Here is a 14,583-nt window from a genome sequence, read left to right on the forward strand (position 1 = left end):
AAACACCGTTTGGACTATAGGTCCAAACGGTGTAACTACATTAAAAGTGTTTAATTTAAGGAGCAATTATTTATGCGCCTTTTTTTAGTTTTGAGTGTATAGATTTTGCCGGATTAAACAGATACTCTTTAATCGAATTGGTTTGATGCTTCGCTTTTGCCACAAAAAAAGGATTCAAAATAACAATCGTTAATAAGTTTGCTGTTAATCCCCAAAATCCTTCGTAAATTCCATGTGCGCTGTTTGTTGCGTACACGGTAAAGGTTGTTGCCAATCCGACGAGCAATCCAATCGTTGTAGCTTGTTTCGTTTGATTTTTCCAGAATAAACTAACAACAATGGCTGGGAAAATTTGAACCATACCTGACACACCTAAAAGCTGCAAGGATACGAGTGCGGTAGGGAATAGTAAGCCAAATAATAAGGCAAGACCAATGACAACGAAGACCATTGACCGTGTGATGAGTGTTAATTTGGCGCCTTTTACGTTCGGGTTGATTAAATCACGATAGATATTGTTGGCAAATAAGTTGGACGCACCGATGGCCATAATTGAGCATGGAATTAACGATGCTAAGGCAATCGTCGAATAAGCTAACCCTTGTCCGATACCACCGTATGAAACTTGAATCAGATTTAAAAAGGCAAACCGTGGATTGCTTCCTTCTGGTAACACATGGAAAGCGACGAAGCCAAGGAAAATAACTAGGATTAATACCACGTTATACAATGGCAGGAACATGGCATTTTTTCGAACCGCATCGGCACTTTTTGCTGTGAATACACCTGTTGCCCCGTGGGCCCACATAAATAATGCCAAGGCTGAAACAAGTGATGCGGTCATGAACCATGGAATGCCTTTCGGGCCGGATGTTGGAATCGTCAATAGTTGTGGTGATTCCTTGACGAAGGTATCAATCATCGGACTCCAGCCGCCAAAATGGATAATTGGCAGAGAAACGACCAGGAATAACATAATTGCCCAGACGAGAACATCTTTAATTATAGCTGTATAGGTAGGGCCTTTAATTCCACTAAAGAACGTAAACAGAGCGACAAGCAGGAAGGACGTAATCACGACTACCTTGACATTGATATAGCCTGTTCCAGCTACTTGAAGCGTATCTTGAATGCCAGCTAACTGCAAATCAATATATGGGATCAACATTAGTACACCGACAATAGCAATTATTGAAGATAGAAGTTTACTGCCAAAACGTTCTCTCGCATAATCTGCTAGTGTGGTCAGCTTGAATTTATTCGCTACCTTCCATAGTTTAGGAAGATAAAAATAGGAAACAAAATAAGCGATGATACAATAAGGAATTGCAAAGAAGGCAAGACTTCCACCTGCATAAGCTGTACTTGTTAGTCCTAAAAAGGTATAGGCCGTATATAAATCTGCTCCTACTAAAAACCAAACTAGCAGTCCCCCAAAGCGTCTGCCGCCAACCGACCATTCCTCTACTGAACTTCGCGACGATTTATTTCGTCCTGCTATAAATCCAATTAAAACAACGGTTAAGACAATGAATGCTGTGATTAACAAAGCTGTTAAATTTCCCTGTTGCATTAGTCAAGACTCCCTTCCGATTTATCTAGTTGATAAATCCCTAGTGTGCATAACGGTGTTAGGATGATCCATAAAAACAGCCAAAATTGAAGAAAAGGTAGTCCTAAAATAATAGGGTCGATTCGATTGACGAAAGGTAGTACCACTAATTGCGAAAGTAATGGGAGTATGATTAGTAATGATTTCATGAATTTTTTGCCCATGTAAGAACCTCCTGTTTGATCATAATTGAGCAATATTAAAATAGTAATATTGTCATGCCGATAGTATTGTTGAATAATTTTTTATGTTCGTAATAGTAACAAATTTGGTAGGAGATTACAAGGGAATTGTTTAATAATTTTTAAAATTCAAATTAACAAACTATTATCCTTCCTACTAGATTTTTTTGAAATAACCATTAAAAGAAAAGGCTTAATGGAAATGTTGTCAGGTTAACGACATTTCCATTAAGCTTTTCCGATTTAGGTTTTTGTGCGATGAACGGCCCAGATGATTAGTGCGATGACAATCATTAAGCCCCCAGTTAAACAAACGCCTTGCCATTTCCACCAGCTCCATGCATAGCCGCTAAGGGTTGAACCAAGTGAACCGCCTAGAAAATAACTGACCATGTACACGGTATTTAAACGACTCCGTGCCTCTGGGATTAAACTGTAGATTCTGGTTTGATTGGAGACTTGGGCACCCTGGACACCTAAATCTAACAGAACCACTCCGACAAATATTGCCCATAAGGAGGTTCCCAAAAAACCGAAGAATAGATAGGATAATAGGCTAATCCCAGTTAACAGGCCCACCATTGTTTTGGCATTGAATCGGTCTGCCAAACGGCCGACGACGGGTGCACCTGCTACGCCGACGATTCCCACTAAGCCAAATAATCCGGCTACCTCACTTCCATAATGATAGGGTTCTCCTTCGAGAAAAAACGAGAGGGACGTCCAAAATACGCTAAAACTGCCGAACAGCATTGCACCGATTAATGAGGCTTCTCTTAAAATCGGCTGGTTCACAATTAAATGCCCAATGGATTTATAAAGCCCGGGATAGGATAAACGTGATTCTGGATAGCTTTTTGGAAGAAATGTCCGCAATATGATTGCTAAAGCCAACATCATTGCCGCAGCGATCCAGTACATGGTGCGCCAGCCAAGGCTTCCACCGATCAGTCCTGAGACGGTTCTCGCTAATAGAATCCCGATGAATAACCCACCCATGATATTGCCTATCACTTTTCCTCTTTCCATGGGGGCGGCCAATTGTGCTGCGAGGGGAAGGATGATTTGTGGTGCTACCGTGGTCACTCCCACTGCCAAACTCGCAAGGTTTATCCAGAGAAGATTTTGTGCAGTGGCAATCCCTATAAGGGAAATCGTTACGGCAATCAATAAACTGGCAATCAACTGCCGGCGTTCCTTCATATCTCCCATTGGGACAAATAAAAACATCCCGACAGCATAGCCAATTTGTGTAAACATGGCGATGTTTGAGACTTGGTGGGCAGTCGCATGAAAGGTTCGCCCCATATCGGCAAGGAGCGGTTGATTATAATAAAGATTTGCCACCGCCATCCCGCAGGCGAGCGACATTAATAAAATTAACTTTTTAGACATGGCGGCATGATCCGTCCTCGCGCTGTCATCAGTCGTTGTGATCAATCTATAATTCCCCCTTTTAATAACACCCGGAGTTTAATTGATTCTACAAAAGGAAAGAAAAACCTTCCCAAATATAGGGATTGGTCCTTCAAAATATTTACTTTCAACCATTACCATACTACATTTAATTGCAAAACGAATTCTTCTTCATGACAGGAGTAGTAGAAATGTTTATAGTTGATTTTATAGTTGATGTAATTGGTGATTTGATTGGCGGTCTAATAGAGGCACTAATCCCTACTCAAAAGTCAAAATTAGAAAAACATATCGATGAATTAAAGGAAGAAGAATGGTTTGCCGATTTGGATAAAGATGTTCGATATAATTACATCATTTGGCACAACAATAAAGTAAAACGTTTTTTGAAAAAGCCTGAAAATGTTAAGATTCTTAAAAGTAGTGAATGGGAGAGGGAAAAATTTATTGCGCTTGTTATTAAGGAGCATAAACGATTTGTGGGGATACGCTGAATTTAATTCTAGGCTGTCATACTTAGCTGCTAGAGATAATTAAATATCATTGAATTAATAAATATGGTCGTCTTTATTGGTTACAATGCCAATAAGATATGAAGAACATAGGTATATTTGAGAAATTTAAATCTATGGGATAGGAAGGAGTACAGAATGGAAGAAAAGAAAGTTACCTGGTTAGAGCTTTTTTATGATTTGTTATTTGTGGCTGCTGTTGCGGCTGCAACCCATGTTTTACTTCATGTTGAAGATGGATATATCCATACAGAGTTTTTATTTAAGTTTGTGTTAATTTTTATTCCTATCTGGTGGGCGTGGGTAGGGCAAACATTGTTTGTAAACCGGTTTGGACAAGATTTATTTCATCAGCGATTATTTTTGATCGTACAGATGTTCTTTGTCCTAATTATGACATCAAGCTTATCAGTCGATTTTGATCAATATTATCTTTCTTTTTTAATTGGATATATTGGCTTAAGAGCAGTGACAGCGACCCAATATCTTATTGTCGAGCGTATAGAAGAGGGATTCCGAAAAATAGCAGCCCGATATTTGGGAAGGTATTTTTGGATTGGAATCATTATATCGCTTATTTCCCTCTTTTTTGATTCTTGGCTTCGTTATGCTGTGTTATATGCGGGTATCATTATCGATATTATGGTTCCAATATCTGGACGGAAGTATTTAGTAAAGGTACCCACAAATACGGCGCACTTATTAGAGCGATTTGGTCTTTTTACCATTATTCTCTTTGGTGAAGCACTTGTCAGCACCCTTGCGGTAATTCAACCTAAACAAGGAAATTGGAATTCAATAGGCTTTTCGGCTATATCATTTTTCCTATTAATTGCGATGTGGTGGCAGTATTTCGATAATGTGGAGAAGAAAGTTGACAAATCGATACAAACGATCGGCCAAACCATTATTTACGGTCACCTGTTTATTTTAATGTCTTTGAGCATGATAGCAGCGTCGATCAGACTATTGTTTTTACAAGAAGTCCATTATTCATTTATTCTGTATTTCGTTTTTTGCTCTGTTTTGCTCTATTTCTTGTCAACTACTTTTGTTTTCCACCAATATAGACATAAACACCACAGATTGAAAATTTATCATTTAGGGTTATTTTTGGGGATTTTAGTAGTCTTTTTTATTATTAATTTAATAGTAGTAGTGCCGTATATTGTGGTAATAGGGGAATTAACCCTGTTCTTTATTATCTATGCCAAATTAACAACCACTTAAATTAATTAATTCCATTGGTTGGGGAATTATGTTAAGCACCCGATCAGATAAATAAACGGAAAAATTCCGCTTAATTAGTAATTATGATTAAAAATAGCATAAAATAGACGGAGAAATTCCGTCTATTTACTCGAAAAACTTGAAAAAGGGGGATTTTGCACTGCATAGTCGGAAAAACTTCCCTTATTTACCCCGAAACGAGCTCCATTCTGCATTTAACCGGAAAATCTCCGCTTATGTTACTTACACAAAAACCTCCCTGATCAATAACACAATTAGGAAGGTTTTTTACTATGGATTAATAATGTTGCGTGTTTCGCTTATTGCCTCTTTGTAATTCAACTTCATTTTTTAAGCCTGTTAGCAATGAGTAGCACATCGCGAGCATGATAATGGCAAATGGGAGTGCGGCGGCGATGGAAGCGGTCTGCAATACCTCCAAACCACCGGCGATCAGCAAAACAGCCGATAAGGCAGATTGGATGACACCCCATGTCATTTTTATTTTGTTAGAAGGATTAAGCGTTCCTCCTTCACTAAGCATCCCCAATACAAAGGTCGCGGTATCGGCAACAGTAATATAATAAATAGCAATCACGGCAAAACCTAAAATGCTTAACAGGGTGCTTAATGGAAGGTGGTCGAAGAATATAAATATAGACAAGTTTATATTGTCGGCGATATGTTTTGCCAAATCGCGGTTTCCGGGATTTTGAACAAGGTCAAGTGCTGAACCCCCAAACACAGACATCCAAAGACAGGTTCCAAGTGTGGGAACAATCAATACACCAACCACAAACTCCTTAATTGTTCTCCCTCTTGAAACCCGGGCAATGAACATGCCGACGAATGGCGCCCATGCAATCCACCAAGCCCAGTAAAACAAAGTCCAGGAAGCAATCCATTTCTCTCCCTTTCCAAAAGGGCTTATTCGTAAACTCATGTGTAAAAAGTCACTTAGATACAATCCTGTTGTATTGAAAAACACTTTAATAACGGTTAACGCCGGACCGACAATCATAATCAGTACAAGGATTGCCACTGAAAAGATGATTGCTGCGTTGGATAAGTACTTTATTCCTCTTTCCAAGCCTGTATTAAGGGAAATAATAAAAAGGACTGTTGCGACCACAATGACAATCAACTGGATAAATAACGTATTAGGAATGCCGAATATGTCATGCATACCTGCAGTAACCTGCATGGCCCCAAGCCCCAAAGAGGTGGCAATACCGAAGACTGTTGCGAAAATGGACAGAATATCAATCGTTTTGCCAATCGGTCCGTAAATCCTGTCGCCCAAAATGGGATGGAACGCGGAACTGATCGCTGCAGGAAGCCGTTTGTTATATTGAAAAAAAGCAAGGGCTAACCCTATTACAGTGTAGATTGCCCATGGGTGCAGGCCCCAATGGAAAAATGTATATTTCATTGCGGTGTTAGCTGCATCAATGGTATAAGCTTTTCCGTACGGTGGGGCTGTATAATGGGTTACTGGTTCGGCGACGCTCCAATACACAATCCCAACACCCATACCTGCACCAAACAGCATGGCCAGCCAAGAAGCAGTGGAGAAATCAGGTGTGTCAGTTTTCCTGCCGAGTCGGATATTTCCATATTTTGAGAACAATAAGTATATCGAAAAAAAGACGAAGAATAGAGTAGTACCGAGGTAAACCCAACCGAGATAATCAATGGAACCATTATAAACGGCATTGGTGACTTTGGTAAGATTCTCTGTAAAAAAAACACCCCAGACAATAAATATGAGGGTCAGTAATAGAGAGATAATGAATACACTATTTTCTTTAATTTTATCCATGGAAACCTCCTGGGTACTGGAAAAATACTAATGTTAGTTATTAAATGGATTGTATTGAAATTCCCACTTACTCGCATCCATCAACTCTTCATGCGGCACCTCTAGACCGCCTCCAAGAAAAATAGTTTGTCCTTTAATGGCAACCACCATAGCTTCGATTAACACATCACTATCCTTCTTTTTATAAATGTCTCCAAGCTGCGTAGATAACTCTCCGTATGGATGGACAATTTGCCCAGCATCATCATCGTTTTCTTCAATATTTACCATGTCTTTATAATCGATAGGATGACTGTCAGGAGCACGGCCAGGTACCATCAATAAATATTCGGTATGCTTGATACCATCTAAATCGCTTGTAATGACCCCTTTTTTATCAACTGTTTCAACCACTTCAATTTCATTTAAGGAATAGTGGTCCAGGGTATCGGGTGCCGGATTGTTAATGAAAATCAAATCTCCCGCTACTGGTTTTTGATTATTCCTAAGCGTATATACCTTATGATTATAAATAAAGCTGTCATTTTCCCTTGGAATGTATTTTTCCACACTCGCTGCATTGGTAATATTCTGTGTTGAATCCCTTAGCTTGATCAGATGAACGGAGAGTTTATACATTGGTTTAACTCCATACACCTTGTGTAACTCATTGTTATAGTAAACAAATTGTCCTTTTCTGACTTGATACAGCTTCATTACTAATTCTCCCTTCAATCATAGGTGGAGTAGTATTCATATCAACTTGAAAATTGGATGCACCGCTGTCATCTTTAGGATGTCTTTTTTCTGGAAAAACATGAAGTTAAAGTTTTTAGTTAGATATAAATCACGATATGTCTCTTTAGGAGTGAACTCGCCAATGCCCTTTAATTCATAATCAAAAAATTTCAGAATTAATTTATTTTCAGTTTCAATAGCGTAATATGGATCAATGTCGGCTTTTCCGCCTTGGAGCATATTTGCAAGTATAGGAGAAAACAGCGGTAATTCGGTCAAGCTTAAATGTTTTGCCCCTTTGAAATGAGTAGTGAACCGACGTAAAATTTTTACATTTTTCCACACCGATTTTAACAAAATTTCAATTTTTAAAAATAATTCTGCAAAAATAATATGAAATATATATTATTGGGTTTTTTTTAGATATTTGGAAAATATTAAATTTAAATTTTGTTCAATTGTTATTTAACATTTGTTCATGATATATGTTATATTAGTAAAGTAATTTTAGGTTAGTGAAAGCGCTCACGAAGAATTAGTCGTGTTAGAAACTAGAGAAGATAATGCCGTGAATAGGTTAAGGAGGGGAATGTTGTGAAAAATACTTTTCACAGCAATTAATATGAGTAATGTTGGTTTATTTCTTTCAGGTGCGGTTTTATTTCTAAACAGTTTTATGCTATTAGGAAAAGCAGACGCCAAGAGTGTTGGTATCTTTAATATTTTCGTAGGAAGCCTTCAAATAATTATCCCATTTTATTTAATCATCGTTTCGGGCCAAGACCATTGGGAGCTTTATAATTATGCATCTATTTTCTTATTTGGGTTAACTTATTTATATGTTGGATTCACCTCATGGAAGGGGCTTGAAGGAAGCGGACTTGGTTGGTTTAGTTTATGGGTTGCTATTATTGGGGTGGTATATACCTTAACATCGATTATTCACTTTCAAAATGTTGTCAATGCACTAACATGGGCCATGTGGGCATTCTTATGGTTCCTATTCTTTTTATCAAGTGCGCTTAATAAGAAAATTGACCATTATATTGGATTGGTTGCATTTGTTCAGTCATGGGTAACGCTGACCATACCGGCGCTCCTTTATTTTTTAGGAGTTTGGAATACACCAATTGTTGAACAAGTCTGGACCTATGTATTAATTCTAGCTATCGTCTATTTTATTATAAGTTTTTTCAGATTGAAGCTTTCCAATAAAAAAGAGAAAAACAGTCAAGCAATTCAAGTAATCAATGCTTTGGAGGTAAAATAATATGTCCATTATAATTGGAATTGTTGGAATCCTTGTCCTAATAGGTATTTCATGGTTAATGTCAAACGATAAGAAAAACGTCAACTATCGTGCCGTTGGTATTATGGCAGCCGTTCAGTTGTTAATAGCTTGGTTTATGCTCAATACTACAATCGGTCAGAAGGTTCTGCACAAGGTGGTAGATGGCTTTAACAAAGTTCTTTCTTTCGGGAATGACGGAATCTCATTCGTATTCGGTGATCTTGCAGGAAAGAATTTATTCTTTGTCAATGTTCTAATGATGATTGTATTCGTAACCGCTTTACTAGGTATTTTAACTTATTCAAGAATATTGCCATTGGCTATTAAATACATTGGTGGTGCAGTAAGTAAAATAACAGGTCTTCCAAAGGTTGAATCATTTGTTGCGGTAAATTCTATGGTATTTGGTGATACGTCCGCAATCCTTTCTGTTAAGTCATTCATACCTAGTCTTTCTGGAAACCGCTTGTTTGTTGTTGTTACTTCTTCGCTTGTTGCGGTAAGTTGTTCAATCCTAGGTGCTTACATGCAAATGATTCCTGCAGAGTATGTATTGGTTGCGTTACCAATTAACGTATTCTCTGGACTTATCCTATCAACAATTGTCTGTCCTGTAAGGAAAGAGGAAGATGAAGAAATCGATATTAAGGGAATGATTCCTGAGAAATCTCTTTTTGAAGCAATCGGCAACTGGACATTGCTTGGCGGAAAGACCGCCTTAATCGTAGGCGCAATGCTGATTACTTATGTAGGATTGATCGCGGCTGTTAACTGGATTTTTACTTCAATCTTCGGTATCTCTTTCACTGGCGTACTTGGTTATGTATTCGCGCCAATCGCTTGGATTATGGGTATTCCTTCAAATGAGATTGTTAGAGCTGGCTCAGTCATGGGTACGAAGGTAGCGGCTAACGAGTTCGTCGCTATGTTAGACTTTATGAAAATGATCCCTAATATGTCTCATAAGACGGTAGGTATCGTATCAGCATTTTTGGTATCGTTTGCTAACTTCTCTTCAATTGGAATTATCTTAGGAACCGTACAGGCTATCAACAATGAAAAGGCAAGTGAGTTAGCTAAGGTTGGTTTAAAGGTTTTATTAGTAGCAACAATGGGATCGGTCTTAACTGGAACTATTGTAGGATTGTTCTTATAATCTAACGTATACTGTCAAACCCCGCATCATTTTGCGGGGTTTTTGTCATTATGTGCATGTTGATGCCATTTCTTCTTCAATCTTGCTGGAGATTGGTCATCATTGGCTTGATGATGACTATATCTTCTACCATATTGCAGAGTTATGGTCATCATGGGCTTGATGATGACTATATCTTCTACCATATTGCAGGGTTATGGTCATCATGGGCTGCATGATGACCATTTCTACTTCTATCTTCAGGAGTTTTGGTCATTATCAGGTAACCTAAGCAGCCTTTGCCTTTAAAAGCTTTTGATTTTGTTTTTTCACTTCGGAAAAGTAGGATAAAACCAATACTAGAATGGTTACTCCTAATGTTATCAACAATTGAGAGATCATTTTCCCATGGAAAACACTATTGAAAAAAACTCCACCCAGGCAACCGCCCAAAAGCGGTCCTACTACTGGTATCCAGGCATATGTCCAGTTTGAGTCACCTTTCCCTGAGATAGGTAAGAGGAAATGCATGATTCTTGGTCCTACAAAGGAGAATTTTTCAAAAAGTATTGACAGTAAATTACATCCAAATTATTATCATTATTAAGAATGATAATAATTAAGTTAACGGATATAAAAAAAGGGGAGATTTAAATGGTAAGTACGGCAACGATTATTTCGATGTTTGTCCCTATTGTGGTTTCAATTAGTTTATTTGTCGGATTAATGTTGGTTTATAGAAAGAAAACGGGGATTGCTGTAAAGCCGTTGATCATTGGTGCTATTGGGTTTGTTGTCGTAACACAGATTTTAGAAAAAGTATTGCATGTAGTTGTCATCACAAACTTTCCAAATTATGCGGACCATCCATGGTTATTTGGATTATACGGCGGCATGGCAGCAGGTTTATTTGAGGAGCTGGGACGGTTTCTATTATTTATTTGGCTCCTGAAAAAATTCCATGATTACAAAGGAGGAATCTCGTTTGGGATCGGCTGGGGCGGTACTGAAGCGGTATTGTTGGTGCTGTTGACGGTTGTGCAAAACATGATCTTCGCTTTTATGATTAATTCGGGAACATTTGAGTCATCCTTAGGGGGAAGTATTCCAGCTGATCAGTTGGCAGGGATGAAAGAAACGATAGTAAATCAAGGAGTTTCCTTTTATTTATTAGGCAGTTTGGAGCGATTTTTTGCTGTATTCCTGCAAATTGCTTTTAGTTTATTGGTATTAATAGCAGTCGTCAAAAAGAAATTTTCCTATGTGATCTATGCGATTCTCATTCATGCAGCAATTGACTTCCCACTTGTATTCTTCCAAACAGGACATTTTAAAAACCTATGGGTCATTGAGTTATATTTGGCAATTATCGGGCTATTATCATTTATCTTTATTAAAAAAGCAAGGAATATACTGCCTAATACGACAAGATAGTTTGATAGATTTTTCAAAAGGAAAGGGAATTGGACTCAGCCAATTCCCTTCGTTTAAAAAATTAATTACGGATAAGGTAATCGAATGCACCTAAAGCTGCAGTAGCACCTGATCCCATCGAAATGATGATTTGTTTATAGGCACTATCCGTACAATCGCCGGCTGCAAACACACCGGGAATGGTGGTTGCTCCATGCTTATCAACGATGATCTCACCAAAGCGAGTCCGTTCAACGGTTTCGCCTAGCCAATCTGTATTCGGTACAAGACCAATCTGTACAAACACACCTTGCAGTTCAACATGATGCTCTTCTCCTGTTTCACGGTCAATATAAGAAATTCCGTTTACCTTGTCAGTACCGGTAATTTCTTTTGTTTGAGCATTCTTAATAACCGTTACATTAGGCAGGCTGTAAAGACGGTCTTGCAGGACAGAATCAGCTTTCAGCTCTGGCGCAAACTCAAGAACAGTTACATGATTGACAATGCCTGCGAGGTCAATGGCTGCTTCAATACCAGAATTGCCGCCGCCAATAACAGCGACGTCTTTTCCTGCAAACAATGGACCATCACAATGTGGACAGTAGGCGACACCTTTGTTCTTGAACTCGGTTTCACCAGGAACACCAATATTACGCCAGCGGGCACCGGTTGATAGAATGACTGTTTTACTCCTTAAAATAGCTCCGTTTTCGAGTTCGACAGCAATGAAATCCTTCTTCTCTAAACGCTTTGCACGCTGTAAATTCATCACATCAACATTGTACTCTTTGACATGTTCTTCAAGACTTGCTGCTAGTTTAGGACCTTCTGTATATTTCGTACCGATAAAGTTCTCAATACCCATGGTGTCCATAACCTGGCCGCCAAATCGTTCCGCCACAATACCTGTGCGGATGCCTTTACGTGCTGCATAAATGGCCGCACTGGCACCAGCAGGGCCGCCCCCGATCACAAGTACATCAAATGGTTCCTTATCAGAAAGCTCTGATGCATCTGTTCCGCTGCCCATCTTGGCAAGGATTTCTTCAAGTGTCATACGGCCGCTGCCGAACGATTCCCCATTAAGGAAAACAGTTGGTACCGCCATGATGTTTTTGCTTTCCACTTCTTCTTTGTAGGCCGCGCCGTCAATCATGGAGTGAGAAATACCTGGATTTAAAATGCTCATAATGTTCAATGCTTGAACCACGTCAGGGCAATTGTGGCAAGTTAAACTGATATAAGATTCAAAGTGATAGTCACCTTTAATTGCTTGGATTTGATCAATGACTTTTTGATCAATCTTTGGAGCTCTACCGCTTACTTGCAATAGAGCCAACACTAACGAAGTAAATTCGTGTCCTAGAGGAATACCAGCAAAAGTTATGCCTGTATCTTCGCCGATACGATTTACACTAAAGCTAGGTGTTCTCTCTAGTTCTGTTTTTTCAACCTTAATGTGAGAGGACATCGCAGCCAATTCTTCTACTAAAAGCAACATGTCCCGAGATACTTCATCGGATCCAGCGCTAACTTTAATGAGGATGTCACCCTCCATCATATTAAGATATTGGGATAACTGTGCTTTAATATCTGCATCTAGTAACATGAACATCGTACTCCTTAAATTTTTCCTACAAGGTCAAGGCTTGGCTTCAGTGTTGCTGCACCTTCTTGCCATTTAGCCGGGCAAACTTCACCTGGATTGCTGCGAACATACTGTGCTGCCTTAATTTTATTAACAAGAGTGCTTGCATCACGGCCGATTCCGTCTGCATTAATTTCAACAGCTTGTACTACACCTTCAGGATCGATGATGAAAGTACCGCGTTGTGCTAGACCTTCTTCTTCGTCTAGGACATCAAAGTTGCGAGAAATCTTTTGTGATGGATCGCCAATCATAATATATTCGATTTTGCCAATCGTTTCTGAGTTATCGTGCCAAGCTTTATGTGTAAAATGCGTATCTGTTGAAACGGAATATACTTCTACACCTAGATCTTTCAACGTTGCATATTCATTTTGTAAGTCTTCTAGTTCGGTAGGGCAGACGAATGTAAAATCTGCTGGGTAAAAGCAAACGACACTCCATTTACCTTTAAAGTTTTCTTCGCTTACAGTGATGAAATCTCCGTTGTGGTACGCTTTTGCTGTGAATGGTTTTACTTCTTTTCCTATTAATGACATAATCATTTCCTCCTAAGTATGGATATCTATTTTATATAATTTATTAAATTAGATTAATTCTAATTCAATAGCTATTATTATATAAAACCTATTGTTTTGTCAATTGGAATGTTTCACTTTTTTTAGGTTGGTTATTTTTGAAGAATTTAACATTTTTAATACAATAATTGATTAGTAGAGTTGTTAGTTAGTCAGGGAATGCGGAAAAAAAGAAGTTAAATTCTGGCTACCCCCATAAGACATTTGGGTTCGTTCGAATCATATTGATATGAATTCACACAAAAGTACACGAGGGGAATAACATGAAAAAAATATCCAAGGGTGCCCTTGCCATGGTAATAGCAGGAGCTGTTACGTTTTCTGTTGCCAATGCTTTGTTGGCTGAGCAACCTCTTAAACGTTTGGCCAAGGAGATTGCTTTACCGATATCCGCTGACCGGGAAAAAGCGGATGTCATCAAACAAGCAGAAAAAAACATTCCGACACCAACAACGAATGTGAAAGACCATGATAATGCCGTTACCCAAGTATCTTTAAAAAATAGCAACCTGGCTGCAGCAGCCGTTCAATCAAATACGAAAAAACTAAGCTATAAAACTACAACCAGTGAGGCACCAGCACCAACACCTGTTGCAACAACTGTTCCTGAGAAAAGTGCGAAAGCACCGACAACAACGACTACACCCACAAAGCCGAGAACAAATACAACAAGTACAAACAAAAAGCCTGGAACAACAACAAAACCAGTGACAAGTACAAGGCCTGCAACAACAACAAAATCAGTAACAAGTACTAAGCCAGCTACAACAACGAAACCAGTGGTAAGCACAAAACCAACAACACCACCACCAACATCTGCGAATTCGAGTTCTAAGACAACAACTGGAACCACCAAAAAAACCACAGCCACAACAAAAACCAACCGTGGACAAGCAGTTTCTCAAGCCGCCAAAGAAAAGGCAGCGAGTCGTCAGGATAAAAAAGAAACCAAAGTAAACAATATGTAATTCTTTCAAAAGGGGTCACCAAAAGCTGGTGATCCTTTTTTATATAAAAAAAGGCC

15 protein-coding genes are annotated in these 14,583 nt (G+C 38.8%); 7 read left to right on the forward strand and 8 right to left on the reverse strand.

Going from position 1 to position 14,583, the window contains the following annotated elements; translation table 11 throughout:
• Positions 1-70: 70 nt before the first annotated feature.
• The 3 genes from FS608_RS11835 to FS608_RS11845 all read right to left on the reverse strand — a co-directional run bounded on the left by FS608_RS11835 (position 71) and on the right by FS608_RS11845 (position 3,234).
• A complete protein-coding gene (locus FS608_RS11835; protein ID WP_144550179.1) occupies positions 71-1,573 on the reverse strand; it encodes a sodium:solute symporter family protein in 1,503 nt (500 codons plus the stop codon).
• Complete coding sequence (locus FS608_RS11840) at positions 1,573-1,776, reverse strand: DUF3311 domain-containing protein (protein WP_144550181.1); 204 nt, start codon at positions 1,774-1,776, stop codon at positions 1,573-1,575. The genes FS608_RS11835 and FS608_RS11840 overlap by 1 nt, the downstream gene beginning before the upstream one ends.
• Positions 1,777-2,037: 261 nt before the next feature.
• Positions 2,038-3,234, reverse strand: a complete 1,197-nt coding sequence (locus FS608_RS11845; protein WP_260871654.1) for an MFS transporter — start codon at positions 3,232-3,234, stop codon at positions 2,038-2,040.
• A 167-nt stretch (positions 3,235-3,401) separates the two neighbouring features.
• On the opposite strand from FS608_RS11845, the gene FS608_RS11850 reads away from it, so the two are divergent.
• The gene (locus FS608_RS11850; protein ID WP_144550183.1) at positions 3,402-3,704 is read left to right on the forward strand and encodes a hypothetical protein; all 303 of its coding nucleotides are present in this window, start codon (positions 3,402-3,404) and stop codon (positions 3,702-3,704) included.
• A gap of 156 nt (positions 3,705-3,860) precedes the next feature.
• Entirely contained in the window at positions 3,861-4,952 is a 1,092-nt protein-coding gene (locus tag FS608_RS11855) for a low temperature requirement protein A (protein ID WP_144550185.1), read from the forward strand.
• A gap of 298 nt (positions 4,953-5,250) precedes the next feature.
• Here the strand turns inward: FS608_RS11855 and FS608_RS11860 are convergent, their stop codons facing one another.
• Genes FS608_RS11860 through FS608_RS31240 form a run of 3 tightly spaced genes read right to left on the reverse strand, consistent with a single transcriptional unit; the run spans position 5,251 to position 7,836 of the window.
• Positions 5,251-6,774 carry a glycine betaine uptake BCCT transporter gene (locus FS608_RS11860; RefSeq protein ID WP_144550187.1) on the reverse strand — a complete coding sequence of 508 codons (1,524 nt, stop codon included), beginning with the start codon at positions 6,772-6,774 and terminating at the stop codon, positions 5,251-5,253.
• A gap of 33 nt (positions 6,775-6,807) precedes the next feature.
• Complete coding sequence (locus FS608_RS11865) at positions 6,808-7,470, reverse strand: hypothetical protein (protein WP_144550189.1); 663 nt, start codon at positions 7,468-7,470, stop codon at positions 6,808-6,810.
• 36 nt (positions 7,471-7,506) lie between these two features.
• Positions 7,507-7,836: a hypothetical protein gene (locus FS608_RS31240; protein ID WP_260871655.1), complete on the reverse strand. Its 330-nt coding sequence runs from the start codon at positions 7,834-7,836 to the stop codon at positions 7,507-7,509.
• A gap of 277 nt (positions 7,837-8,113) precedes the next feature.
• On the opposite strand from FS608_RS31240, the gene FS608_RS11875 reads away from it, so the two are divergent.
• From FS608_RS11875 to FS608_RS11890, 4 genes are all read left to right on the forward strand, one after another.
• Complete coding sequence (locus FS608_RS11875; RefSeq protein WP_144550191.1) at positions 8,114-8,761, forward strand: AmiS/UreI family transporter; 648 nt, start codon at positions 8,114-8,116, stop codon at positions 8,759-8,761.
• 1 nt (position 8,762) lies between these two features.
• Complete coding sequence (locus FS608_RS11880) at positions 8,763-9,938, forward strand: NupC/NupG family nucleoside CNT transporter (RefSeq protein ID WP_144550193.1); 1,176 nt, start codon at positions 8,763-8,765, stop codon at positions 9,936-9,938.
• 62 nt (positions 9,939-10,000) lie between these two features.
• On the forward strand, positions 10,001-10,156 hold the full coding sequence (locus FS608_RS30205; protein ID WP_222127338.1) for a hypothetical protein: 156 nt from the start codon (positions 10,001-10,003) through the stop codon (positions 10,154-10,156).
• A 415-nt stretch (positions 10,157-10,571) separates the two neighbouring features.
• The gene (locus FS608_RS11890) at positions 10,572-11,351 is read left to right on the forward strand and encodes a YhfC family intramembrane metalloprotease (protein WP_144550195.1); all 780 of its coding nucleotides are present in this window, start codon (positions 10,572-10,574) and stop codon (positions 11,349-11,351) included.
• A 61-nt stretch (positions 11,352-11,412) separates the two neighbouring features.
• Here FS608_RS11890 and ahpF read toward each other — a convergent pair whose 3' ends face one another.
• Positions 11,413-12,942 (reverse strand): alkyl hydroperoxide reductase subunit F, encoded by a 1,530-nt coding sequence (ahpF, locus tag FS608_RS11895; RefSeq protein ID WP_144550197.1) that lies wholly within the window; start codon positions 12,940-12,942, stop codon positions 11,413-11,415.
• Between the two features lie 14 nt (positions 12,943-12,956).
• Positions 12,957-13,520: an alkyl hydroperoxide reductase subunit C gene (ahpC, locus tag FS608_RS11900; protein WP_144550199.1), complete on the reverse strand. Its 564-nt coding sequence runs from the start codon at positions 13,518-13,520 to the stop codon at positions 12,957-12,959.
• Positions 13,521-13,822: 302 nt separating this feature from the next.
• Here ahpC and FS608_RS11905 point away from each other — a divergent pair, with 302 nt between their 5' ends.
• Positions 13,823-14,527 (forward strand): hypothetical protein, encoded by a 705-nt coding sequence (locus FS608_RS11905; RefSeq protein WP_144550201.1) that lies wholly within the window; start codon positions 13,823-13,825, stop codon positions 14,525-14,527.
• Positions 14,528-14,583 lie beyond the last annotated feature (56 nt).

Source organism: Bacillus sp. X1(2014), from assembly GCF_007678255.1.